This window comes from Dongia sp., assembly GCF_041910485.1.
GTDB lineage: Bacteria > Pseudomonadota > Alphaproteobacteria > Dongiales > Dongiaceae > Dongia.
This window is the reverse complement of record NZ_JAYRQR010000017.1, coordinates 12,872-36,878: the sequence shown is the minus strand read 5'-3', so window position 1 is coordinate 36,878 and position 24,007 is coordinate 12,872. Positions and strand designations below refer to the sequence as shown.

The 24,007-nt window shown below is 62.0% G+C and carries 24 protein-coding genes; 8 read left to right on the top strand and 16 right to left on the bottom strand.

What is annotated here, in order from left to right:
- Window positions 1–34 precede the first annotated feature (34 nt).
- Together ACE3PP_RS05230 and ACE3PP_RS05225 are read right to left on the bottom strand one after the other, a co-directional pair.
- A complete protein-coding gene (locus ACE3PP_RS05230) occupies window positions 35–847 on the bottom strand; it encodes a carbohydrate ABC transporter permease (protein WP_374378725.1) in 813 nt (270 codons plus the stop codon).
- 11 nt (window positions 848–858) lie between these two features.
- Window positions 859–1,635: an SDR family NAD(P)-dependent oxidoreductase gene (locus tag ACE3PP_RS05225; protein WP_374378722.1), complete on the bottom strand. Its 777-nt coding sequence runs from the start codon at window positions 1,633–1,635 to the stop codon at window positions 859–861.
- Between the two features lie 210 nt (window positions 1,636–1,845).
- On the opposite strand from ACE3PP_RS05225, the gene ACE3PP_RS05220 reads away from it, so the two are divergent.
- Window positions 1,846–2,604, top strand: coding sequence for a DeoR/GlpR family DNA-binding transcription regulator (locus tag ACE3PP_RS05220; protein WP_374378720.1), 759 nt, complete (start codon window positions 1,846–1,848; stop codon window positions 2,602–2,604).
- A gap of 12 nt (window positions 2,605–2,616) precedes the next feature.
- Here ACE3PP_RS05220 and ACE3PP_RS05215 read toward each other — a convergent pair whose 3' ends face one another.
- The 7 genes from ACE3PP_RS05215 to ACE3PP_RS05185 all read right to left on the bottom strand — a co-directional run bounded on the left by ACE3PP_RS05215 (window position 2,617) and on the right by ACE3PP_RS05185 (window position 10,665).
- The gene (locus tag ACE3PP_RS05215) at window positions 2,617–3,630 is read right to left on the bottom strand and encodes a carbohydrate kinase family protein (RefSeq protein ID WP_374378717.1); all 1,014 of its coding nucleotides are present in this window, start codon (window positions 3,628–3,630) and stop codon (window positions 2,617–2,619) included.
- Window positions 3,631–3,676: 46 nt separating this feature from the next.
- Window positions 3,677–4,696 carry a hypothetical protein gene (locus ACE3PP_RS05210; protein ID WP_374378715.1) on the bottom strand — a complete coding sequence of 340 codons (1,020 nt, stop codon included), beginning with the start codon at window positions 4,694–4,696 and terminating at the stop codon, window positions 3,677–3,679.
- A 10-nt stretch (window positions 4,697–4,706) separates the two neighbouring features.
- Complete coding sequence (locus tag ACE3PP_RS05205; RefSeq protein ID WP_374378712.1) at window positions 4,707–6,275, bottom strand: ribulokinase; 1,569 nt, start codon at window positions 6,273–6,275, stop codon at window positions 4,707–4,709.
- Window positions 6,275–6,985, bottom strand: a complete 711-nt coding sequence (locus ACE3PP_RS05200) for an L-ribulose-5-phosphate 4-epimerase (RefSeq protein WP_374378710.1) — start codon at window positions 6,983–6,985, stop codon at window positions 6,275–6,277. The genes ACE3PP_RS05205 and ACE3PP_RS05200 overlap by 1 nt, the downstream gene beginning before the upstream one ends.
- 55 nt (window positions 6,986–7,040) lie before the next feature.
- Entirely contained in the window at window positions 7,041–7,976 is a 936-nt protein-coding gene (locus ACE3PP_RS05195) for an ABC transporter substrate-binding protein (protein WP_374378707.1), read from the bottom strand.
- A gap of 96 nt (window positions 7,977–8,072) precedes the next feature.
- Window positions 8,073–9,083: a ribose ABC transporter permease gene (locus ACE3PP_RS05190; RefSeq protein WP_374378705.1), complete on the bottom strand. Its 1,011-nt coding sequence runs from the start codon at window positions 9,081–9,083 to the stop codon at window positions 8,073–8,075.
- A 25-nt stretch (window positions 9,084–9,108) separates the two neighbouring features.
- The gene (locus tag ACE3PP_RS05185; RefSeq protein ID WP_374378702.1) at window positions 9,109–10,665 is read right to left on the bottom strand and encodes a sugar ABC transporter ATP-binding protein; all 1,557 of its coding nucleotides are present in this window, start codon (window positions 10,663–10,665) and stop codon (window positions 9,109–9,111) included.
- Window positions 10,666–10,903: 238 nt separating this feature from the next.
- Here ACE3PP_RS05185 and ACE3PP_RS05180 point away from each other — a divergent pair, with 238 nt between their 5' ends.
- Complete coding sequence (locus ACE3PP_RS05180) at window positions 10,904–11,770, top strand: DeoR/GlpR family DNA-binding transcription regulator (RefSeq protein WP_374378699.1); 867 nt, start codon at window positions 10,904–10,906, stop codon at window positions 11,768–11,770.
- Window positions 11,771–11,818: 48 nt separating this feature from the next.
- Here ACE3PP_RS05180 and ACE3PP_RS05175 read toward each other — a convergent pair whose 3' ends face one another.
- Window positions 11,819–12,163: a carboxymuconolactone decarboxylase family protein gene (locus ACE3PP_RS05175; protein ID WP_374378945.1), complete on the bottom strand. Its 345-nt coding sequence runs from the start codon at window positions 12,161–12,163 to the stop codon at window positions 11,819–11,821.
- An 81-nt stretch (window positions 12,164–12,244) separates the two neighbouring features.
- Between ACE3PP_RS05175 and ACE3PP_RS05170 the strand changes: the two genes are divergently transcribed.
- Window positions 12,245–13,237, top strand: coding sequence for an AraC family transcriptional regulator (locus ACE3PP_RS05170; RefSeq protein WP_374378697.1), 993 nt, complete (start codon window positions 12,245–12,247; stop codon window positions 13,235–13,237).
- Here the strand turns inward: ACE3PP_RS05170 and ACE3PP_RS05165 are convergent.
- From ACE3PP_RS05165 to ACE3PP_RS05150, 4 genes are all read right to left on the bottom strand, one after another.
- On the bottom strand, window positions 13,234–13,896 hold the full coding sequence (locus tag ACE3PP_RS05165; RefSeq protein WP_374378694.1) for an SOS response-associated peptidase: 663 nt from the start codon (window positions 13,894–13,896) through the stop codon (window positions 13,234–13,236). The two genes, ACE3PP_RS05170 and ACE3PP_RS05165, sit on opposite strands and share 4 nt — an antisense overlap.
- A gap of 93 nt (window positions 13,897–13,989) precedes the next feature.
- Window positions 13,990–15,354, bottom strand: coding sequence for a sensor histidine kinase (locus ACE3PP_RS05160; protein WP_374378691.1), 1,365 nt, complete (start codon window positions 15,352–15,354; stop codon window positions 13,990–13,992).
- Between the two features lie 8 nt (window positions 15,355–15,362).
- Window positions 15,363–16,568: an FIST signal transduction protein gene (locus ACE3PP_RS05155; RefSeq protein WP_374378688.1), complete on the bottom strand. Its 1,206-nt coding sequence runs from the start codon at window positions 16,566–16,568 to the stop codon at window positions 15,363–15,365.
- A 231-nt stretch (window positions 16,569–16,799) separates the two neighbouring features.
- Window positions 16,800–17,723, bottom strand: coding sequence for a LysR family transcriptional regulator (locus ACE3PP_RS05150; protein ID WP_374378685.1), 924 nt, complete (start codon window positions 17,721–17,723; stop codon window positions 16,800–16,802).
- Between the two features lie 83 nt (window positions 17,724–17,806).
- On the opposite strand from ACE3PP_RS05150, the gene ACE3PP_RS05145 reads away from it, so the two are divergent.
- Window positions 17,807–18,709, top strand: coding sequence for a DMT family transporter (locus ACE3PP_RS05145; protein WP_374378682.1), 903 nt, complete (start codon window positions 17,807–17,809; stop codon window positions 18,707–18,709).
- Here ACE3PP_RS05145 and ACE3PP_RS05140 read toward each other — a convergent pair.
- Together ACE3PP_RS05140 and ACE3PP_RS05135 are read right to left on the bottom strand one after the other, a co-directional pair.
- Window positions 18,693–19,640 (bottom strand): DnaJ C-terminal domain-containing protein, encoded by a 948-nt coding sequence (locus ACE3PP_RS05140; RefSeq protein WP_374378679.1) that lies wholly within the window; start codon window positions 19,638–19,640, stop codon window positions 18,693–18,695. The two genes, ACE3PP_RS05145 and ACE3PP_RS05140, sit on opposite strands and share 17 nt — an antisense overlap.
- Window positions 19,641–19,697: 57 nt before the next feature.
- Entirely contained in the window at window positions 19,698–20,192 is a 495-nt protein-coding gene (locus ACE3PP_RS05135; protein WP_374378676.1) for an RT0821/Lpp0805 family surface protein, read from the bottom strand.
- Between the two features lie 173 nt (window positions 20,193–20,365).
- Here ACE3PP_RS05135 and pdxH point away from each other — a divergent pair, with 173 nt between their 5' ends.
- The 4 genes from pdxH (at window position 20,366) to ACE3PP_RS05115 (ending at window position 23,897) form a co-directional block, all read left to right on the top strand.
- A complete protein-coding gene (pdxH, locus tag ACE3PP_RS05130; RefSeq protein WP_374378673.1) occupies window positions 20,366–21,016 on the top strand; it encodes a pyridoxamine 5'-phosphate oxidase in 651 nt (216 codons plus the stop codon).
- Window positions 21,013–22,026, top strand: coding sequence for a cation diffusion facilitator family transporter (locus ACE3PP_RS05125; protein ID WP_374378670.1), 1,014 nt, complete (start codon window positions 21,013–21,015; stop codon window positions 22,024–22,026). The genes pdxH and ACE3PP_RS05125 overlap by 4 nt, the downstream gene beginning before the upstream one ends.
- Window positions 22,027–22,150: 124 nt before the next feature.
- Window positions 22,151–22,888: an SDR family NAD(P)-dependent oxidoreductase gene (locus tag ACE3PP_RS05120; protein ID WP_374378667.1), complete on the top strand. Its 738-nt coding sequence runs from the start codon at window positions 22,151–22,153 to the stop codon at window positions 22,886–22,888.
- 16 nt (window positions 22,889–22,904) lie between these two features.
- Window positions 22,905–23,897, top strand: a complete 993-nt coding sequence (locus ACE3PP_RS05115; protein WP_374378664.1) for a DUF4365 domain-containing protein — start codon at window positions 22,905–22,907, stop codon at window positions 23,895–23,897.
- Window positions 23,898–24,007: the final 110 nt, after the last annotated feature.

The window sequence follows — 24,007 nt, the reverse complement described above, 5'->3', positions numbered from 1 at the left end:
TATTATGAGCCCAGATGGGATGCACTTCGGCCAGTCACTTCAGGGCGCCCAGTGACAGACCTTTGATCAGATATTTGCGCAGGAACGGCAGCAGCGCGAAAACCGGCAACAGCGAAACGACGGTCGCCGCCGCAAGCGGTGCGATCTCGACGCCGGCATGGGTTTCCATGCTGGCAAGCCCGATGGGCAGTGTCTGGCTGTCGGCGCCGGACAGCACCAGCGCGAACAAGAACTCGTTCCAGCTGAGAATGAATCCGAGAAGGCCCGCCGCCAGAATGCCAGGTGCCGCAACCGGCACGGCGATTTTGATGAAGGCCTGCCAGCGCGTTGCCCCATCGATGCGCGCTGCCTCTTCCAGGCTCGCTGAATCGCCCTCGAAGAAGGAGACCAGCATCCAGGCAAGAAACGGCAGGCTGATGGTGAGGTGGGAGAGAATAAGCCCCAGATGCGTCTGCATGAGGCCGGTGTTGAAAAAGAGCGTGAAGAGCGGCAGCACCAGGATGATCGGCGGCAGCATCTGGCTGGCCAGCACACCGAGGCGCAGGAAGGCGCCGCCGGTGTTGAAGCGGGCGAAGGCGTAGGCCATGCAAGTGGCGAGCGGCAGGGCGATTGCCGTCGAAGCCAGTGCCACGATCAGGCTGTTGAGGAACCAGCGCTCGAACGGATAGGTCGAGAAGATCTCGACATAGTTCTCAAGGCCGATATGGCCGATTTCCGGCGGAATCTTGTAGGCCGTGAGCTTGTCGGTAAGGCTGACACGCACCACCCAGACGAGCGGCAGCAGGATCGCAAGCGAGAAGACCGAGAGAATGATGTGTGGAACGGTTTGCCGCCAGCTCGGTCGCATGCGCCTGATCCTCAATCCATCCGCACGCCGCCGGTGACATTAAGCGCTTCTCCCGTGATGAAACCGGCCAAGTCGCTCGCCAAGAACAGAACCGTCTTGGCGACATCGTCCGGTTCTTCGAGGCGCCCGAGCGGTGTCTGGTTGACGTAATCGTCGATGACCGCCTGGGGTGACATCGACCGCAGCTGCGCCTCCCATTCGACTTCCCGCGACTGCATCCCTGTCTTGACGAAGCCCGGGCAGACGCAATTGACGCGGATGCCGTGGGGCGCCATCTCGCGCGCCAAGGCCTGGGTGAAGCCGACGACGGCAAACTTGCTGGCCGAATAATGCGCCAGCCACGGCGCGCCCCATTTGCCGGCAAGCGATGCTGTATTGACGATGACGCCCTGCCGCTTCTCGGCCAGGAAATGCTTCACCGCCGCTTGGTTCGTGAAGAAAATGCCCTTGGCATTGACGTCGAAATTGAAATCCCAATCCGATTCCTCAAGATCGACGACGAGTTTCATCGACGATACGCCGGCATTGGCGGCAAGGATATCGTAGCCGCCGAAAGCGGCGATGACGTCGGCAAAGGCGCGCTCGACACTGGCGCGGTCGCGCACGTCGATCTTCACACCCATATGCTGTGGTCCCAAGGAGGCGGCCGCTTTGACGGCGCCGGCCTCGTCGAGATCGGCAATGGCGACGCGCATCCCAGCGGCCTGAAATTGCCGCGCGATGGCCAAACCGATGCCGGTGGCGCCGCCCGTGACGATGGCGCGCTTGCCCGCAAGATCCTTCAGCATCCCTGTCATGCCTTTCGTTTTCGATCATACTCGATCGATTTCGATCATCCTAGACTCACTTCAGCGATCGACGCAAGGGGTTCGGACTGGATTTTTGCGCTCGATCGACTAGTATGATCGAAAACGATCACAACCAGACGTTTCTGCCGCATGTCGGAAAGTGCCAAAACATCCTCTGGTCGGTCGCCCCTTGGGCTCCGCGACAACCTGTTGCGCGACTTCGTCGAGAAGCGCGGGTTCGCGACAGTGAGCGACATCGCGGCCGAACTCGGCGTCTCGGAAATCACCGTCCGGCGCGACCTCACTCGCCTGGAAAGCCAAGGCTTCCTCACCCGCACACATGGCGGAGCCCTGGTGGGCAAGCCGGCGGATGAGGAATTGTTCGACAGCGACGAGCCCAGCTTTGAAGCGCGGCGGCGGCGCAATGCCGATGCCAAGACCCGCATTGGTGCCGCAGCCGCAAGGCTGGTGCGGCCCGGCGCCACTATCGGCATTGATGTCGGCTCGACCGCGCTCGAAGTAGCGCGCCACCTCATCGACCGGGATGGCATCAAGATCTTCACCAACAGCGTGCGGGCGGCGACCCTGCTATCCGACGGCCCCTCCCCGGTCTATTTGCCGGGCGGCCAGCTACGCTCGAAGGAACTCTCCGTTTACGGCTCGATCGCCATCGCCCAATTGCGGGAATTCTGGTTCGATCTCGCCTTCATCGGCTTTTCCGGCCTCACCGATCAGGGGCTGTTCGACTATTCGCTGGAGGATACCGAGATCAAGCGCGTCTATATCGAACGGGCGGCGCAAATCGTGGCCTTGTGCGATTCGTCGAAGTTCGGCCGCCTGTCGATGGCACGGGTGGGCACGCTGGAGGAAGTCGATATTCTCATTACCGACGCGGCGCCGCCCGAGGGGCTGCAAAGCGTCCTTGAACAGGCCGGTGTCACCGTCCTGGTTGCCGAAGGCAGCGACTAGCGGAGAACCACCTTACTGGAAACCCCAGGCTCTCGCCTGTTTGAGGCAAGCCTCATGGGTCTCGACCGCGGCACAGGTTGAAAGACCGCGCAGCGACATGGCAGCTGTTGCATGGGCCAGTTCCAGCGCCGCCGAGACCGCCCACCCTTCGTGAATGCCGTAAAGGAGGCCGGCGGCAAAGGCGTCGCCGGCACCGTTGGCGCTCACCACCTCACGCGGCGGGATCTTGACCGATCGCGCCTCGGTCACTGTGCCGTTCCGATCCACCGCGACCGCTCCGGCCGGGAAATGCACGACGACCAGGCGCATGGCGCCTGCCAGCAACACCTGACGCGCGGCCTCGGTGCACGCCATGACGGATGCCGCCCCATTCTCACCAGTGTGCGTGCCGGCCAAGGCGCCGATCTCAAAATCATTGACGATGAGATAATCGAGATAGGGCAGACAGGGACGCACGAGCGCCGCGATCCGCTCCGGCGCGATGCTGAAGAGTTCAAGATTGGTCTCCAGTCCCCCGGCCCGCGCGCGCTTCAGTACCGTCACCCAGCCATTGGCATCGCCGCCCGAGGACTGATCCATCAGCCGATGCGCACCGGGCAAACCCAGATGCAGGATGCGCGCGGTGACATCGGCAAAGTCGAAATGCTCCGGCGTCAACAGCGCTCCGGTCCCTTGGAAGAAGATATGCGTCCTCCTCCCGTTGTCGCGCGAAACATAGGCGTCGGTGAATTGCGTGGCCGCCGCGCGTGTCATCTTGAGGCGCGTGCGATCTATGCCATGCGCGTCCGCCTGCGCCAGCAGAAAGCGCCCATCCTCGTCATCGCCGACGAGACCGATTGTTGCCACGGGAAATTTCGGATCGAGCTTGCGGATATCGATTGCAAGGTTGCAGCCGGACCCGCCACCATAGAGTTCCGTGAAGAGGATTTCGGCAACGCCATCTTCATCAGGCCACGCATCGATCGCCCGGTTGCGGTCGACGCACCAGGTACCGCCGGTCACAATGCCGCGCCGAGACGATGCCATGCCTCTTCTCTACTATCGCCCCACGCCAATTTCCAGACCCGGCTGATCAAGCAGCTGCCTTAAGAGGTCCTTCGGTCACAGTAAGATCATCCTCCAGCGACCGGGTCGGCTTCATGCCGCCCTTGGCCAGCGCCCCGTGATAGGCTTTGACGGCCTCCTGCGGCGACAGCGTCCCTTCGGCCACTTGGCGCATACAGGCCACCATTGCCAACGGATCCTCGGCAAGATTGATCTTCCGCCCGAAGAGAGCCACCCGGGCGCCATACTTCTCGGCCTGCGACAACAGTTCGAAGCAGTCCCGGGTCGTCCCGGCACCACCGCCAAGGACACCGATGACGAGGCCAGCATCATACCCGGCCAGTTCCTCCAATGCCTTCGGGCCGTTATAGGCGACCTTCAGGAAGAGCGGCCGGTCGACGCTCACAACGCCAGCAAGGCAGCGCACGATACAGTCATTGACGTAGTGCGGCATGATGTCGGGGCTGATGTCACGACCGGCATTGGGATTGAAGACTTCGAGGAAATATTTGAATCCGTGCCTCGACGCATCGGCCCGGAACTCGGCAAAGGCTTCCAGAGACCTTAGATCGGCCTCGAGATCATTGTTGAAGGTGATCGAATAGAGGCCAAGATCGGTCCCAGTCCGTAAGTCCCCGGATGAACCGCCTTGCATGACGCGCGCAAGCGAGGCCGAGCGGAACGGCCGCGATGGCGATTTGTTGTAGGTGCCGCCGCGCACGACCCAGATATCGCTGGTGTCGTTGGCACGGATCGCCGGCTTAACCTTGCTGCCCTTGAAAAGCCCTTCGCCGGCCAGCGTTTCCAGATTCGACGCCGACATCAGCATGATGTCGACAATATCCTGTCGCACGATGGCACGGATCTGGTCGAGGAATTCAGAACGATTGCGATAACGCGACCAGCTTCCATCCTTCTGCCGCAATGGTCCGGTCGAAACTAGGCTCGGCCCCATATCGCCATCCTTCGCGTCGGCGATGATGAAGTCGCTGCGCCGGTACTGGCCGGCGCGGATGCGTGCCAGCTTTTCGTCCATGCGACTGGTCATGTCGGCCACCTCATTCCTGGGCAATCCTGCGAAGCTCGGGCAGCACGCGGGAAAGATCGGTTTGCGGCTCGACCCCGCCAAAGCCCCGATAAAGGGATCGGAATATGGCATATAGCCGTTCATAGACCGGCTGCGACGCCGGCTCGGGCCGATAGACCTTGAACGGTAGACACATTGCCTGCTGCGCCGCGCCGAGATCGGGCTGGACGCCGGCAGCAAGGCTCGCAAAGATTCCAGCACCGAACCCGGTCGGCACGCCGGCCGGCACCAGCACCGGCTTGCCGAGCACATTGGCATAGATCTGGTTGAGCACGGGGTTGTGCTGCGGGATGCCGCCGCTATTGATGATGCGCTCGATCGGCACGCCACCCTCGGCCATACGTTCCAGGATAAGTCGTGTATGAAAAGCAGTGCCTTCGATCGCGGCGAACAATTCGTCCTGTGCCGTGTGCAGCAGGTTCCAGCCCAAGGTGACGCCGCCGAGATCCGGCCGCACCAGCACGGTCCGATCACCATTGTCCCAGGTCAGGCGCAGCAGGCCGGTCTGGCCGGCGCGATACTTTTCCAGCCCTTGCGCAAGCTCGGCGATGCGCGTGTTGGCGCGCCGGGCGATCGCATCGAAAATATCGCCCGTTGCCGAGAGGCCTGCTTCGATTCCCATCAATTTGGGGTCGACGCTACCCGGTACGATTCCGCACAGCCCCTTCACCAGCCCGACATCGCGGGCGATGGCGATGATACAGGTCGACGTGCCGATGACGTTGACGACATCGCCCACTCTGCAGCCCGCTCCGAGCGCGTCCCAATGCGCATCGAAGGCGCCGACAGGGATGGGAATGCCGGCCTTGAGGCCCAACCGTTCAGCCCATAGCGGCGTCAACGACCCCGAAATCTCGTCGGACGTGCAGAAGGTACCGCCGATCTTGGCGCGAATCCCATCGAACAATGGATCGACGCGCGACAGATAGTCTTGCGCCGGCAATCCGTGCCAACGTGGATTCCACATCCATTTGTGACCCATGGCGCAGACGCTGCGCTTGACCGATGACGGCTCCGTCACACCGGTCAGCGTGGCAGCCACCATGTCGCAATGTTCCAGCGCAGTGACGAAGTCACCACGCCGCGCCGGATTGTGCCGCAGCCAATGCAGGACTTTGGCAAAACCCCATTCGTGCGAATAGACGCCACCGCACCAATCGATCGCCTCGATCCCATCCTGATGCGCACGGGCCGTGATCTCCTGCGCTTCAGCCTTCGCCCGGTGATCACACCAAAGATAATATTCATCGAGCGGCTTCAGCCCCGCGCCGACCATGACCACACTCGACCCGGTCGTGTCGATCGCCAAGGCACCGACATCGTTGCCGCGCACATGGCTCTCTGCCAATGCCTTTGCGAAGGCGGCGCCAAGGGCCGCCATCTGGTCGTCATGGGATTGGGTCGCATGGTCCGGATCGTCGCGCCGGCGGTGCAGCGGATATTCGGCACTGGCATGGCCCAACGCCTGGCCCGCATCTGAAAACAACGTCACACGCACGCTGAGCGTCCCGAAGTCGACCCCGGCCACAACCTTCGCCATCAGTGACCGACCTTTGCACGGCCAGCCTGGCCGTAGGTCGCCTGGGCGCCATGCTTGCGATAGTAATGCCGGTCCAGAAGCGCCTGCGATATGCCGACGCTGTTGGGTTGCAAGGCCATTGTATGCAGTGCCATGCGCGCCACCATTTCCAGAACGACGGCATTGTGCACAGCATCGCCCGCATCCCGGCCCCAGCAAAAGGGGCCGTGACCTGCCACCAAGGCTGCCGGCATCGCCAGCGGATCCTTGTTGCCGACCGCCTCGACAATGACCTTGCCGGTGTTCAGCACATAATCGCCGCCGATCTCGGCATCGGTGAGCTCGCGCGTCACCGGCACGGCGCCGTGGAAATAGTCGGCATGCGTCGTCCCGAGTGCCGGGACCGACTTTCCCGCCTGCGCCCAGATGGTCGCATATTCGGAGTGCGAATGGACGACACCGCCGATGGCGGGGAAGGATTTGTAGAGGACAAGATGGGTAGCGAGGTCCGAGGATGGTCGCAGACTGCCATCGACCACGTTGCCTTCGAGATCGGTCACGACCATGTCGCCCGCCCGCATCCTGTCATAAGGAACGCCGCTAGGCTTGATGACGACAAGGCCGCTCAACCGATCTATCCCGCTGACATTGCCGAAGGTGTAGAGTACGAGGCCGGCACGCACCAATTCGAGATTGGCGGCCAATACCTGTTCACGCAATTCCTTCAGCATGCTTTCTTCCCGAAAGGAACCGGCTGCGGTCAGGAACCGCAGCCGGTATTGACACTTACCGAGCAGCCGTCCAGCCCTTGTAGGAGCTGAGATTTTCGGAGGTGATCAGCACTGGATCGAGCAGGATCACATTGGGATCCGGCTTCTTGCCCTGCAGGATACCTGCCGCGAGCTCCAGCGACTGACCGGCCATCGTGTAAGGATCCTGCGACGAAGACGCCTTGATGAGCGACGTCCCGGTCTTCAGTTCGGCCTCGATATCCGGCGCACCATCCACCGCGGTTATGATGAATTCGCTGCGGCCCATCTGCTTGGCGGCAAGACTCGCACCGATGCCGGTCGGGTCGTTGATCGCGAAGATCGCGTCGACCTTGGGGAAACGGGTGAGCAAGCTTTGCGTCACGGCAAAGCCGCCATCGCGCGAACCCTTGGCATCCTGGTCATCCGACAGGATCTTGATATCCGGATTCTTGGCGAAGACTTCCTTGCAACCCTTGACGCGGTCGGCGACCGAGGTGACCTGCGGGCCGTTGACGATGAGAACGTCGCCTTTGCCCTTCAAGTGATCGACGATGTATTGGCAGGCCAGCGTGCCGGCCTTCACATTGTCGGTCATGACCGTCACGTCGGCACCCTGGGCACCCACGTCGAAGGCAGCGACGACGATGCCGCCCGCCTGGGCTTTCTTGACGGCGGGGGCGATCGCGACGGGATCGACAGCGTTCAGCATGATGACATTGACGCCGGCCGCGATGAAATTGTCGATCTGCGTCACCTGCTTGTTGAGATCATAGTCGGATGAAACCGAGGTTACCTCGACAGCCGGGTTGATCGCCTTCGCCTTGTCTTCGATTCCTTTGATCGTGGCGACGAAGAACGGATTGCCAAGCGACCCCACCGAAATGCCGACCTTCTTCAATTCCTGCGCTGCGGCCGGCGCAGTGAGGCCGACAGCAACCACCAGCCCGAGGGCAAGACGCGAGAGTTTCATGTTTCCTCCTGTTGGAATTTAGTGAGCGGACGCAGCCTGCGCCCGGCACGCTTTTCTATCCGGCGACTTCTGCGAGCGCCGGCCTTCTTGGTCCCGTCATGTCCGTCCACCCTCCCGCAAGCGATAGCGGTCGAGTGCCACGGCACCGATGATGACCAATCCCTTGATGATGTATTGCCAGATATCCGAGATGCCGAGCAGAATGAGCCCGTTCGTGAGAACGGCGATGATGAGGGCGCCGATCAGCGTTCCCCAGATCGAGCCGATACCGCCGGTGAAACTGGTACCGCCCAGGATCACCGCGGCAATGGCGTCGAGCTCGTAGCTCTGCCCCAGCTGCAATCCGTTGGCGGCGAAAAGACGCGCCGCCGACATGGCACCGCCGAGGCCAGCGAGCAAGCCCGCCATCGAATAGACGAATAGCAGAATCTGCCACACTTTGATGCCGGCAAGCCGCGCCGCATCCGGATTGCCGCCCACGGCATAGATGCGGTTGCCGAGTACGGTGCGGCGCAGGATCAGCCACGATATGACAACGACGGCAAAGGCGATGATGACGAGCCACGGCACGCCGAGGAAAGTGCCGTTGCCGATGAATGCGAAAGGCAGCTCTGGATTGAAGACGGTCGTGTCTTCGCCGAGCAGTCGCGCCACACCGCGCACGGCGGTGAGCGATCCCAGTGTCACGATGAAGGGCGGCAGGCGCATCGCCGAAATGAGAACACCGTTGATGAGACCGAAGATCAGTCCCACCAAAAGCGCCGCCGGGACACCGAGCAGGCCGTAATCTGGCACTTTCGAAACGATGATGGCGATCATGGCCGAGGCGGCGAGGATCGAGCCGATGGAAAGATCGATGCCACCGGTCAAAATGACGAAGGTCATGCCGGCAGCGAGCACGATATTGATCGCCGCCTGCTGCGCCACGATCGAAATATTCATCCAGCTCATGAACCGGTCGGTCGATATCTCGAAGAATATGCCGAGCATGATCAGGATCGGCAGCATGCCTACGATCTGCAGGATGGAACGCATCCGCTGCTTGCGCGCGAGCGCTGCCTTATCCGGATCCATCTGTGCGGCGCTGTCCATCGCTCTGTCGCTCATTGCTGATTCCTGCCCAGTTTCCCGCTCAGGCGGCCTTCACTGCCGCTGTGCTGGTCGCGATATCCATGATCCGTTCCTGCGTGATAGGTGCGTCCGGCCGACCTTCGACCTCTCCGACGATCTGCCCGTCGCGCATCACCAGCACGCGGTCGGAAATGCCAACGATCTCAGGCAGTTCGCTTGAGATCACCAGAACAGCGGCACCGCCGCGCGCCAGTTCGTCGATGATGTGATAGATCTGGGACTTGGCGCCGACATCGATGCCGCGCGTCGGCTCGTCGAGCAGCAAGACCCTTGGCTTGGTTTCCAAGAGCCGCGCTAGCAACACCTTCTGCTGGTTGCCCCCGGAAAGGGCGCCCACGGAGACCCCAGCGTTGAGGGTGCGGATGCCGAGCGCCCGAATGGCGGCGGCGGCCCGCGCGCGCGCTGCTTTGAGATTGAGAAAGCCTGCCGGCAACGCGTCCTCATCAAGAACGCTCATCGCGATATTCTCGCGGATCGTCATATCCAGAAAGAGCCCCAGCGCCTTGCGATCCTCGGTCAGATAGACGATACCGGACTTGATCGCGGCCAGAGGACCCTCGACTGCGCGATCGCGACCGTCGACACGGATGCGGCCGCTGGCACGTCGATCCGCCCCATAGATGAGCCGCGCGAGCTCGGTGCGGCCCGATCCCACGAGCCCAGCCAGCCCGACCACTTCGCCCTCGCGCACGATGAAGGAACAATCCTTCACGAAATGCCCGTCGCCCACATTCTCGACCTCCAGCACCGCCTTGCGGTCATGCGAAGGATGACGATGTTCTTTCGTGTAAAAAGACGATAGCTCGCGTCCCACCATCATGCGCACGACGGCGGCGGCGTTTATCTCGTGCTTGTCGAGCGTCCCGATCAAAGTCCCGTCGCGCAACACGCTGACGCGATCTGCTAGTTCATAGACCTCGCCCATGCGGTGGCTGATATAGACGATGGCGATGCCTTCATCGCGCAATTGGCGGATAATGGCGAAGAGCCGCGTCGCCTCGCGCGCGGAAAGGCTGGTCGTCGGTTCGTCCATCACCAGGATGCGCGGATGTCCGGCCAGCGCCCGGGCGATCTCGACCAGCTGCCGCTCGGCGATCGAGAGCTGCGCCACGCGGGCGCTCGGCGCAAACGGCGCATCGAGCCGGCGCAGCAGCGGGGCTGCCGCCGCCTCCATCGATTTCCGGTCGATGAAGCCGAGGCGCTTCTTCTCCTCGCCCAGAAAGATGTTCTCGGCAACGCTGAGGTTGGGGGCCAGGGACAATTCCTGATAGATGACGGCGATGCCGTGACGGCGCCCCGACAGCGGCCCATCGATTGCGACAGTCTCGCCGCGGATGCGGATCTCGCCACCCGGATCGGCGCGATAGGCACCGGACAGGATCTTCATCAAGGTGGATTTGCCGGCACCATTCTCGCCCATAAGGGCATGGATCTCGCCACCGCGCACGGAAAAGGAAACATCGGTGAGCGCACGGATACTGGCAAAGCTTTTGCCGATATTGCGCATCTCAAGTTCTGGCGGTGCGCCGTCTGGAGCAGCGCCGTCGCTCCCCATCATCGGGCCATCACTCCCATGCGTTTCCTCGTCCCAATCCAGGCCCGGATCTGGCGATCGGCCCGTTCAGCGGCGGCTTTGGTTGCCGCTCTACTTGTGATATAGAAACTTCCGTATCGAAAGTCCAAAGTCAAGGCCGATTGAAACACCATCCGAATTTGCGGTATTTCACCTCAATTCGATGCTATACGACCTTTCGGATTGCATAATTCTGCAGGATGGCAGGAGCAAGGTGGCTGGGATGGGTGAAACGCTAGACGACGACTTTGGTGCCCACGACCAGGGCGTCATCGGCTCCGGTGCCGAGACGCCGGCCTCAGAGGCGCGGCGCGAGCAGCTCCTCAGCTTCATCCAGACGCACGAATTCGTCCGCATCTTCGACCTCGCTCGTCAATTCGGCGTTTCCGAAGTCACGATCCGCAGCGATGTCGATATCCTCGCGAGGCGTGGCGGGATCCGGCGCGTGCGGGGCGGTGCCATGCGCGTGGTTGAAGCCGTGCCGGAGGTCGATTACGAGGCTCGCGTCTCCAGCTTCCTGCCGGAAAAGCGCCTGATCGGCCAGGCCGCCACCGCCATGCTTGCACCCGGCGACAGCATCATCCTCGACGTCGGCACCACCGCGATGGCGATTGCCCACGCCATCGCCGACCGCGAGGATCTCACCAACCTCACCATCTTCACGCCAGGCCTCAACATCGCCCTGGCACTGGAACGCGCGATCCCGCGGGTCGAGGTGGTTGTGACCGGGGGTACCTTGCGGCCACAGCAACATTCTTTGGTGGGTCCGGTCAGCACGCTGATCTTAGAACGAATTCGCGCCGCCTATGCCTTCATCGGCTGCAACGGCGTCGACCCTGCGTTCGGCATCATGGGGCTGAGCCTCCCCGATGCCGCCTTGAAACAGGCGATCCTGCGCGCCTCCCGGAAAGGTATCGTCGTCACCGACGCCAGCAAATTTTCGCAAACCTCCCTGGTGCGGGTTTGCGGTTTCGAAGATGTAGACATGATCCTCACCGCCGGCGCCCCCGACCCAATCGCTGTCGAGGCCGTGCGCGAATCCGGCGTCGAACTGCGCATCCTCAACAATGACCGGCCCAGCACGCGCTAGCCCCTTCGTGCCCGCCAACAAGACGGGCCGAAGGGGCTCAACCCGCCATTACTGGCTCTCACCGGCGGCGGCAAAGGCGTCCAAGGTCCGGGTCGAATAGACCAAAGCCGCACCGGCGTTGATGGCAACGGCGACGCCGAGTGCTTCGGCTATCTCTTCACGGCTGGCGCCCAGCTTGCGCGCCTCTTCGCTGTGCACTGTAATACAGCCGTCGCAGCGCAAACTGATGGAAACTGCGAGCGCAATCAGTTCGCGAGTCTTGGCATCGAGATTGTTCGTCTTCGCCCCGGCGCCGCTCAGCGTGACATAGCCTTTCACGGTATCTGGGCTGAGTTTGCTAACATCGCCCACCCCGGCAAAGACTTGCTTGCGATAGGTGTTCCAGTCGAGCATATGCATGATCGTTCTCCCGTTTTGTCATCGTCAGTCCATGCCTGACGAATCAAAGATTAGGAGAGATCAGTCGTCGCGTTGATGGCCGGGCGGCGCAATGCTATAACCCAGCGGATCAAGGGCCACTCACCCACGCCCAAGAGAGACCCTATGGATGCATTGAGTGCCCTTGCCCCCTTTCTGCGGGTCCGGCCTGAAATCCAGGATTTCTGCCGCTTCGGCGGGTCATGGCAAGCTCCCCATGACACACTTACCGGCAACGCGGCCCAATTTCATATCGTCGCAAGCGGACAATGCGACGTTGATTTGCCGGGACAGGCCTCTCTCTCGCTCAGGTCGGGCAGCATTCTGCTATTGCCCCATGGCGACCGGCACGTCATGCGGGCGCGCACAAAATCGTCGGTGGGCCCTCCGCACATCAGTACTGGTTTCAACAATGCCGTCCGCACCAAGGCAACAGATGGCACGCCGACCGAGACCGAAATTGTCTGTGGCCTGCTCCATTTCGAGAGCGCGTCCCGCAATCTCCTGATTGCCGCACTGCCGGATACAATTCTCGTCGACGTCTCGCGCAAGCCGATTCTTCCGCTCCTGCGCGCGCTCGTGACCGCTATCCGAGACGAACTCGACAATGCGCGCCCCGGTGCTGGCGCAATAGCCAACGATCTTGCCAGCGCGCTTTTCACGATGCTGCTGCGCCAATTCATTGAGGCCGACCGTGCCGTGGCTGGAAGCCTTGCTCTTCTCAGCCAGCCTGTGACGGCCAAGGCTGTCGGGGTGATGCTGGCAGATCCGGCGCGTGATTGGTCGTTGGATATGCTCGCTGATGCCGGCGGTGCGTCGCGTGCCACTTTGGTCCGCAGTTTCCGTCGCCTCGGCGCCCCCGCCCCGCTTGAATTCCTGACCGACTTGCGCCTTAGCCTGGCAATGAAGAAACTGCGTGAAGGGAGTAGCTCGGTCGCCCAGATTGCCGCCGAGTCCGGCTACCAATCCGAAGGGGCCCTCAGTCGCGCTATGCTGCGCCGCTATGGGGTACGTCCGGGTGCCGTGCGTGTCGAAACGAGCGGCGCTTAGTTTACACCTGCCAGCAATTCCGCCCCCTCGTTCTTTACGCTGTTGACCAGTTTGGGGACGACACGTTCCTTCAGCGTCTCTTCCGGCGCGCTATGAAGAAGAGTGGCAGCGGGCTCGGCATTGCCGGTGAGCCAGGCGTCGAAATCGGCGGGGTCGAGGATGACCGGCATGCGGTCATGGAAGCGCGACATCCATTGATTGGCCGCGGTGACGACGATGGTGAAGGAGTGAATCGTCTCGGCACCATCCTTTGCGCGCCATGTCTCGTGGAGGCCGGCCAAGGCCAGCGGCGTGCCGTCCTGCCGCTCGAAGAGATGCGGAATCTTGTCGCCCTTCGGCCCCGTCCATTCATAGAAGCCGTCGGCCGGCACGATGCAGCGACGCTTTTGGAAGGCCTGGCGATAGGTCGGCTTTTCCCGCACGGATTCGGCGCGCGCATTGAAGGTCGCGAATTCGGCTTTCCCTTCCTTTGACCAGGCGGGAATGAGGCCCCATTTCTTGATCTCGAGACGGCGCCCGTCCCCGCCCGCGACGACGACCGCAGCATCCTGTGTCGGCGCCAGATTATATCTGGGCGCGAAATTGGGCACCGGTCCCTTGATATCGAAGAATGAGGCCAGCTGATTGGCCGGCGATTTCTGCACGAAGCGACCACACATGTTCGGCTCTGATCCGGGATTTGGCGCGCCATCGTGGCGTGGCCTTGGTCGATCGGCAAGTATCTTGCCCGCTGCCCGGCAAGCAAGGCCAGGCTAGACGACGGGCATATCCAGGATGACCGTGGTGCCGGCGCCGACTTCGCTTTCCACCTTGAGAATGGCACCCATGCCTTCAGCCAAACGATAGCAGATGGCCATGCCGAGACCGGTGCCCTGTGCCGAGCGCGTGTAACTGTCCTCCGCCTGAGTAAACGGCGTTCCCAGCCGCTTCAACGTATCTGGCGGGATTCCGATTCCGTGATCGATGATGCGCAGCCGGCAGAAACCGCGCGGTGCCTCTCCGATCGATGCGGCGTTGCCGTCGAATTGTGCCAGGACCCTCGAACCTGTCTGGGAGAATTTGATGGCATTGCCGATGATATTGAGCAGGATCTGCCGCAACCATAGTGGGTCTGCCCGAACGACCAGATCGGCCGGCACACCTTCCGCGGCAAGTCCGACGCCCCGTCGCTCTGCATCCGGCAGCGACATCTTGAACACGTTGCGGATCTCGTTCGAAAGACTCACCGCGTCGATCTGGGCGTGATGCTGCTGGGCCTCCATCTTGCCGAACAGCAGAACGTTGTTCACAAGCGCCAGCAGGTGGCGGCCGCTGGCCAGCACATCCGCTGCGTAATCGGCATAGGCCGGTACGCCGACCGGGCCCAACGCTTCGCCGGCAATGATTTCCGAAAAGCCGATAATGGCGTTGAGCGGTGTACGCAGTTCATGGCTCATATTGGCGAGGAAAAGGCTCTTGGTCTGATTGGCCTGTTCCGCCGCCATGATCTGCGCCTTCGCCACAAGCAACCGCTGGTGGTCGCTCCATGTCGCCAGGGCCAGCGACGCCATCACCGACAGACGCTGGCCCAGCATCACATCCTTGCGGTCGAAACAGCCGGCGCCGGCATCCCGGGTAAGCACCAGAATGCCCCGAATCTCGCGTACCTTCATCGGAATGTAGAGAGCGGGCTGGTCGACGGTGAGTCCGAGTGCCGCCGCATTCGCCCATTCGGAAATCTCGTCATGAGCAAAGACCGAAGCCACGTGACCGTCGAGCACGCGCGTGAAAAGCGGGCCAAGCGGCCAGCGCGATCCGGTGAGCGTCGTCGGATTGCCGATATGGCAAACCAGTCCCTTTCCGGCGTCCGGAACCAACACCATGCCGCCGGAAAAGGAGAACAGATTCTCCAAATAGTCGAGGATATTGCTGAAGGGGTCTTCGTCCACCTTGACCGCAAGCAGCATTTCCTGAAGGCCACGCAAATGCCGCGACTGCGCCGTCTCCGCCCGTAAGCGCTCGTTCTCGTCCCTGAGGCTGGCGATCGCCTGCCACAGGCGCTCCTCTCCGACCCCCTCTTCCGTGACCGACCTGCTGCCATCAGCCGATGGCAAGATCAGGATCTTGTCGCTGCTCACGATGCGCCTCACTGACCGAACGCGATGGCGGCGACCATCAGATTGCCGTGGGCATTGCGCCCGGCAATCTGGCCTTGCTCGCCGAAAGTGAAGCACCCGGCAAACGGCGCATCGGCAAAGCTGTCGGCGACCTGCATGGCCACTTCCGGCATCCGCTCGCCCACGGCCATGCGGCAACCGGCGCAATAGACCATCAACCCGCCGGCCAGCGTGCTGCCCATGCTGGTCAGCCGCGACACCGCTTCGCGCGCCACGATTCCGGCGCGCTCGATGAGAACGTCCTTGTCGCCCTGCATCTGGTGCAGCCTGTCGCCCGGCTTCACCGCGGCGAACAGCGTGATGGCACCATCGCTCCGCACGGTCTCCGGATGCAGCAGGAGATATTGCGGTATGCCGGCGAAGCTGCCGATCGTCATGCCCAGCGGATTGAGATTGGTGGCGCCAAGCACATTGCCGCCGCCCACGAGGTACCGCCCCAGGCCACCATCGACCCAGCGATCGAGTACCTGAGCCGCCGGTTGATGATCGATCTCCAGCACCGTGCGCGACACCGCGCCGATACCTTCCACACGCGTGACCAGGCCGCTTTGTCCGGTTGGCTTGTATCCTCCCTGGAAGGCAAAGCCCAAGGCACCGCTGGGAAAGAGAACGGCGAGTGCAATACCTGACGCCATTGCGCCGGCCGGCGTGACCTGGAACCAGTTGCCGCCAATATCCTCATCTGCGGCGCTGCCGCCGACGATGGGGCAATTGTCCCCGATAACGCTACGCAAGCCGTCGAGGATCGCCTCCTCATATCCCGGCGTCTGATAGAGCCACACCAAGGCAGGAAGTTCGCCGGGCGTCCCCGCCTCGCGCAACGCCTCCAGCAATGTTTCGCGTGCGGCGCGCGCGGCCGCAGCGGCGTCGGCATCCGCCGGCAACGCACGCGCGGCGACGCCATAATAGCCACCATCATCCTCGATAAGGAGCAGGGACAAGGCTTGCGCGTCCATCAGTTCCCCAGCCAGCATGGCACCGGCATGGGAAGTTCCGCCTATGAACGGGCATGGCAGCAAGTCATTGAGGGTCTCGGCAATGGCCTTGGCATCGTGACCGGCGCCATGAAAGACAAAGGCCAAATGGGCATCCGCTACCGGCAGAATCGCCGCAAGTTCCTCAAGCACCGCCGCCGTATCGGCGCCGCGTGCACTGAAAGTCGCCAGCCGGACCATTTTGTCGTCCCCAATGTCACCGGATGGTGGAAAAAGCGGGTAAATTTCCCATTAATTCAAGTGTGGCGAATGCGCGCATGACTAGATCGGCAACGCGCTTCGGTTTTTATTCCGCGCCGTACTTTATTCTGTCAGAGCAAAGATACCAAGCTCCAGCAATTCGGCGACCCTGTTGCGGGCCTTTGCGGCAAGCGCAGCGGTGAATGTTGCTGGAATTGAACACACGCCGCGTCAACGCGCGGCGCTGATGAAACGGTCTATCTGCACCTGATCGACGCCGGCCTCGACGGCAATGCGGCGCGCCAGCACCTTGGCGGCGTCGCGCATTTCACCCAGCGGCCGGTCAAGCCAATAGGAGGAAGGGTTGAGAGCGGTTCGTGCGTCCACAGAGACGAGTTGACCCTGCCTGACCAGTGCTTCGGCCAGCGGCGGCCGTGACAGCGCAATGCCCAGCCCATTCATCGCCGCGTCGAGCACCAGATTGTAATCTTCGAAGCGTCGATCCTGTGGGCGCGGACGGAAGTCGAGCCCCGACGCGCCGAACCAGGCACGCCAGCCCGCTGCATCGGAATCATGAATCAGCGGATAGGCAAGCAGTCGCGCCGCATCACCGGCCTCACCGATCTCGCGCGCAAGCTCGGGTGTCGCGATCGGATAGCAATATTCCTCGACCAATTGCAGCGAGCATCGATCCGGCAGCGCGCCACGCCCGCAGCGGATCGCCAGATCGATCCCCTCATCGGCCAGATCGACATGGCGATGCTCGACTGAGAGGACGATGCGCAAGGCGGGTTTGCCTGCCTCGAGATGCTTCAGGCGCGGCATCAGCCACAGGCCGCAGACCGACGGGATCGAAGAGAGGCGCACCACCGCCGCACCGCGCTGTTCCGACCAGCGTTCGGAGGTATCGGCGATGAGGGCAAAGGCCTCGTTGGTGCGCAGATAGAGGCGCTGCCCTTCCGGTGTCAGGGCGACACCCCGCGCCTGGCGTTCGAACACTTTAAGCCCAAGCCAATGTTCGAGCTTGGCAATCTGCCGGGAAATGGCGCCGTGGGTGAGATTGAGCTGCTGGGCGGCCGCCGAAAAGGAACCGCCCCGCGCGGCCGCTTCGAAGGCCCGCAGTGTGTCGAGTGGGGGAAGTGAGATGTGATTCATACTCACAGGTGAGCGGTGAAATGTTCGTTTGTCAAGGAGCTCCTGCCCTGGGAATGTGTCCGCACACATCTTTGGAGGATCAGGTGAGCGCTGAGGCAGGATCGATTTCAAGGACGGACGGCTCAGTGGGGCTCGACAAGGGCACGCTGGCGGCCCTCGGCATCACCATCCTGGCCTGGGCGAGCGCCTTTCCGGCGATCCGCGCCGGCCTTGGCGGCTTTGGCCCGATCGAGCTTGGCGCTGCCCGCTTCGCCATCGCCGCCCTGCCCGCCGCCCTCTTCCTCATCGTCACGCGGCCCGCCTGGCCGGCGCGCAGCGAATGGTGGCGTTTCCTGACCGGCGGCCTCTTCTTCGTCTTCCTCTATACGGTGCTGCTCAATATCGGCGAGCAATCGGTCTCGGCCGGGCCCGCCGCCTTCATCATCAACGTCAACCCGATCATCACCGCGCTCCTCGCCATCTTCTTCCTCAAGGAGCGGTTCGGGAAATGGGCCTGGGCCGGCACGTTCCTGTCCTTCACCGGTATCGGCCTCATAGCGCTCGGCGAAGGGTCGGCGATGGAAATCGATACCGGCGCCCTCCTCATCCTTGGCGCGGCCCTCTGCAATTCGATCACGACCATCGTGCAGAAGCCGCTCTTTCGGAACCACCGGCCGCTCACGGTTTCCGCCTGGAACATGATCATCGGCGCATTGCTGCTCGCCCCCGCCTTGCCGAGCCTTGCCACCCAGATCCCGCAGGCCGGAACGTCGGCGCTTTTCGCAGCCTTCTATCTGGGCGTGGTGCCGAGCCTCATCGCCTACGGCACCTGGGCGATCGTGCTGTCGCGCATGCCGGCGAGCCGCGCCTCCAACTTCATGTACTGCGTGCCGCCGGTCGCAACGCTCATCGGCTTCTTCTGGCTGGGCGAGGTGCCGGGGCTCCTCGGCATCCTCGGCGGCGCGCTGGCGCTGGGCGGTGTCGCCCTGGTCAATTTGAAGAAGTGAACTTTCCGCGCACGTCATAGGGATGCGCCTTCGCCCAGTCGCGCACCGCCTTTTCAAGATCGGCATCGACATTCTTGGGCAGCGTCACCACGAAGCGCACATATTGATCGCCGCGCTGCTTGGTCTTGGGGTTGAGGATGCCCTTGCCCTTGAGCCGCAGCTGCGTTCCCGAATTGCTGCCCATCGGCACTTTCAAGGCGACGCGGCCGTCGACCGTCGGCACCTCGATCGTGCCGCCGAGAACCGCCTCCTGCAATGTCACCGGACATTCCAGCAGCACGTCGAAACCGTCGCGCTCGAAATAGGGATGCGCCTTGACGCTGATCTCGACGAAAGCGTCGCCGTTGGCGGCACCACCTTGTCCCGCCATGCCCTGGCCTTTGAGGCGAAGCTGAGCCCCGTCCTCGGTGCCGGCCGGCACGGTGACGTCGAGCGTCTTGCCGTCGGTGAGGCTGACGCGTTTCTTCGCACCCACCGCCGCTTCGAGGAAATCGACTTCCAGCCGATAGGTGACGTCGGCGCCACGCATCTTGAAGTTGGCGCGGCCACGACCGAAGCCGAAGAAGTCCTTGAAGATCTCGTCATTCTCGTCTTCGTCGATGCCGAAATCCTTGGCGGTCTTGGCGCGACCGCCATTTCCGGGCCGACCGGCGCCCCAGGGTCCTCCGGCCTGGAACCCGCCGGACCCGAAGCCGCCGCCATGCCGGACATTGCCCTGGTCGTCGATCTCGCCGCGATCGAACCGGCGCCGCTTCTCCGCATCGGACAGCAGATCATAGGCCGCCGTCACTTCCTTGAACTGCGCCTCGATCTTCTTGTCGCCGGGATTGACGTCGGGGTGCAGCTTCTTGGCAAGCTTGCGATAGGCCTTCTTGATATCGTCGGCGCTGGCCAGGCGCGGAACGCCGAGCAGCTTATAAGGATCGGCCATGCGCGCGCCCGTCACGGGATGTCGTAAAATGCATCGTCATGACGGGAAAGGTAGGGGCTAGCGCTGGATTTTCCAAGTGCCATCGGGCTGGCGGCAAGCAACGCCCGTGCCCGTCGAGCTCTGGCCCTGCGCGGTGACGCCGGTCTGGAACTGGCGGCACGTCTGGCCCTGGGCATTGGTCGTCGTTTCGATGGGCTTGGTATAGCCGCTGGTCTGGTTCTGCGGGTTCGACCATTTGGCCGACTGCCCGTCCGGCACCTTGTTGAGCGCGTAATTGGCGTTCTGGTACGAGCGCTGCTGGTCCTGCCGGTCGAGATAGGCGCCAACCTGGTTGCCGACGACACCGCCGGCCAGGGCACCGAGACCCGCCGCCCACCACCAATTGTCCTTGCCGCCGATGGCGGCACCGGCCGCCGCACCGCCCAAAGCCCCCAGCACCGTGCCGGTATTCTGCTTGCCCCCGCCATAGGAATTGGCCGAACAGGCGGCAAGCGGCAGCGCCACGGCGCCCACCAGCAGGAGGGAAAGGCTGCTGCGAATGTATCCGGACATCAAAGTCTGCGTCGTCATCGGTGGACCTGTGTCAAAAAGGCGCGTGATTCGGCACCCGAAACGCCATGAAAATGGCGCCATCCGGTCCCGAATTCAATGCTATAGAGATCGGTCAAGGCATTGTGATAGCGGCTGGAATGTTGCGGCCGATCAAGAGAATGGAAACAGTGACCATGAGTGACGCAGTGCAGGCCGCCGAGGACGGCGCCCTCGATCCTTCCACCCGCCATCCCTGGGGCGAGCCCTTTGCCAAGGTCGGCGCTTGGCTCAAGGAAGCAGAAGCGAGCGAGCCCAACGATCCCAACGCGATGGCCCTGGCGACGGTCGGCCCCGACGGTATGCCCTCGGTGCGCATGGTGCTCCTCAAGGATTTCAACGAGCAGGGCTTCGTCTTCTACACGAATTTCGAAAGCAAGAAGGGGACCCAGATTTTGGGGAGCCGCAAGGCGGCCCTCGTCCTCCATTGGAAGAGCCTCCGGCGCCAGATCCGCGTCGAGGGCGAGGTTGAGGTGGTGAGCGACCAGGAAGCCGATGATTATTATCATTCGCGCCCCCGCTCCAGCCAGCTCGGCGCCTGGGCCTCGATCCAGTCGCGCCCGATGCAGAACCGTTTCGATCTCGAAAAGCGCGTCGCCCTTTTCACCGCCAAGCATCCGATCGGCACCGTGCCGCGCCCGCCGCATTGGTCGGGCTTCCGCATCAAGCCGGTCTATATCGAATTCTGGGAAGACCGCCCCTTCCGCCTCCACGACCGCCTCATCTACCGCCCGGCCCCCGGCGCCGCCCCCGGCACCGCCTGGGTGACGGAGAAACTATACCCGTGACCAACGCCCCCGAATTCCAGCCCGCGATCACGCGCGACGAGGCGGCGCGGCTGATGAAGTTCGCCTCCGGTGCCGCCGTCGTGGCAGCGCTGGTCATGATCGGCATGAAATTCTATGCCTTCCTGGCGACGGGATCGGTGAGCCTGCTTTCGACCCTCTTCGATTCCGCGCTCGATATCGCGGCCTCGCTGGTCAATCTGCTCGCCGTGCGCCATGCGCTGCAGCCAGCGGATGCCGAGCATCGCTTCGGCCACGGCAAGGCGGAACCCCTGGCAGGCCTCGTCCAGGTGGCCTTCATCCTGGGTTCCTCGCTTCTCCTGCTGCTCGAGGTCTACGACCACTTCCTGCACCCGAAGCCGGTCGAACGCGCCGGCTTCGGCATCGCCGTGATGGTGATCTCGATCCTCATCACCGGCGCCCTCATCCTGTTGCAGCGTCACGTGGTGAAGCGCACGGGCTCGGTTGCCATCAAGGCGGATTCGGCGCATTACGCCAGCGACTTCCTGGTGAATTTCAGCGTCATCGCAGCACTCCTTGTCTCCGCGAAGTTCGGCCTCTGGTGGACCGATCCGCTCTTCGGCCTCCTCGTCGCCGGCTACATCGCCTGGACCGCGATCCAGATCGGCCGGCAGAGCTTCGACATGCTGATGGACCGCGAGATGGACAATGACCAGCGCCGCCGCATCATCGAGATCGTGCGCCGCCACCCGCAGGCGGTGAACCTCCACGATCTCCGGACGCGCGTCGCCGGGCAGGATCTCTTCATCCAGTTCCACCTCGAACTCCCCGACGCGATTTCACTCCTTGAAGCGCATCGCATCTCGGATGCGGTCGAAGCCTCGCTCCACGAAGCCTTCCCCGGCGCAGAGATCATCATCCACCAGGACCCGCATTCGGTGGTCGAACGCCGCCAGGATCTGCGCGCCCGCATGGACCAGTCGAAACTCGACAAGGACCGGAGCCGCGCCGAACTGCTCGATGCGGATGCGCATGGAGAAAGAGGTTTGTAACGGCGCCCGTTATCATCGGGATCCGGTAGACCATCTGTTGAAGAACCACCGCGAGCCAATCGGGCGCCTTGATGCGAGAGGCGGGACACCAGCGAGCCGCGCGGCCAATCAGGATTGAAGAAAGATGAGTGACAGAAAGACCGTGATCTTGACCGGCGCCAGCCGCGGCATCGGCCATGCGACCGTGCAGCGTTTCTCGTCGGAGGGCTGGCGCATCATCACCTGCTCGCGCGAGGCGGTGCCGGAGGAATGCAAGCGCGACCCGAACTGGACGCACCACATCACTGTCGACCTGGCCGAGCCCGGCGACGCGCCGCGCTTTGTCGAGGAGGCGCTGAAGGTGCTGGAAGGCGCCCCCGTCCACGCCCTCATCAACAATGCGGCGATTTCGCCCAAGACCTCGTTCAAGGAACGTCTCGGCACGCTCAACGGCGACGTCGCCGCCTGGCGCGAGGTCTACGAACTCAACCTCTTTGCCCCGCTGCAGCTCGCCAAGGGGTTTGCGACACCGCTCGCACGCGGCAAGGGCTCGATTGTGAACATCACCTCGATCGCCGGCCACTCGATCCACCCCTTCGCGGGTGCCGCCTATTCGACTTCGAAGGCCGCCCTCTCAGGTTTGACCCGCGAAATGGCCGGCGAATTCGCCCCACTGGGTGTGCGCGTCAACGCCGTGGCGCCGGGCGAAATCGAAACCGCCATGATCGGCCCCGAATACGAAGCCCTCATCCCCCGCATTCCGATGGGCCGCATGGGGACGCCGGCGGAAGTGGCCGGCGTCGTCTTCCAACTCTGCGGCCCCGACTTCGCCTATGTGACAGGCACCGAGATCTTTCTCACAGGCGGGCAGCATTTGCTGTAGGGGGCAAGAACTCTACATGGCCAAGAAACGTGGAGAGACACACCTAACTGAGGACAAATCTCAGCTTCTTCTCAATTCTTTACTCCCGCAAGAATGGGTAGTCAGGAAGCTACATCCTGACTATGGGGTGGATCTCAGCATCGAAGTGTTCGAGCGCAATGAACACGGCATTCCCACGATGGGGGAGTTTCTGTTCGTCCAACTAAAAGCGTCAGAGCGTGTAGCTCACCAAAGAATCAAAATACTAGAGCGTCAAAATGTTGAGAAGATTCTGGATACCGGACAAGGAAAGCACGCTTTTAGCATAGACGTGATCTCATTCCAGATAGATCTAGATACGATCGATAATTCCAGATTGATGGGGCCGTCGACCCCTCTACTTCTATTGCTCGCAGACCTCCGCGATGATGAGATCTATTTCGTATGCCTCACCGATTACTATGACAAGATTATTGAGCCGCAATCACAAGTCAGTTCTGGTCAACGATTTATATCGGTTAAAATTCCTTCGTCGAACAAGCTGTCTGATCCGGGGTCATTGCAGACTCTACGCCTATATGCCGCGAGAGCAAAACTTTACGCCATGTTCAATTTGGCCCAGTTCCAATTTCGAGAAAGCAAATATCTCCTCGACGATTCAGGGCACAATAGGGAAACCCAGATCAAGGAGGATCTCGCAATTCTTGAGAGATTTGCCAAACGTTTGCGCTCCATGCCCATATGGGAGCGAAAATTGCCTTGGATTCTCCTTGACCACTATCGTGTACGACTTGACGGACTCATTGGTGGTCTTGAAAAGTGTCGGAAATCTCCGGACTTTTTAAGTCCGCAAAATAGGAAAGAGGAGCTTGAGTTCATCCTCTTTATCCAAGATCTGCGACAATCTTGGGAGCAGTTTTCCGCAATCGGTCAAACCTTTGAAGACATCGTACGCGAGTGGTTTCTGCCTACTTTCATTGGCCAGCTTTCGAGCGCTGACCCAGATGACCTATTCGCTCCAGAAACGTAAATACTAGCTGGTCGGAGCTGCTGAGTTGCGACTCGCCTGACAAATTGCGCAATGATCTGCCCCGAATACGAAGTCCTCATTCCCAGAGTTCCGATGGCCAGCATGCCCCC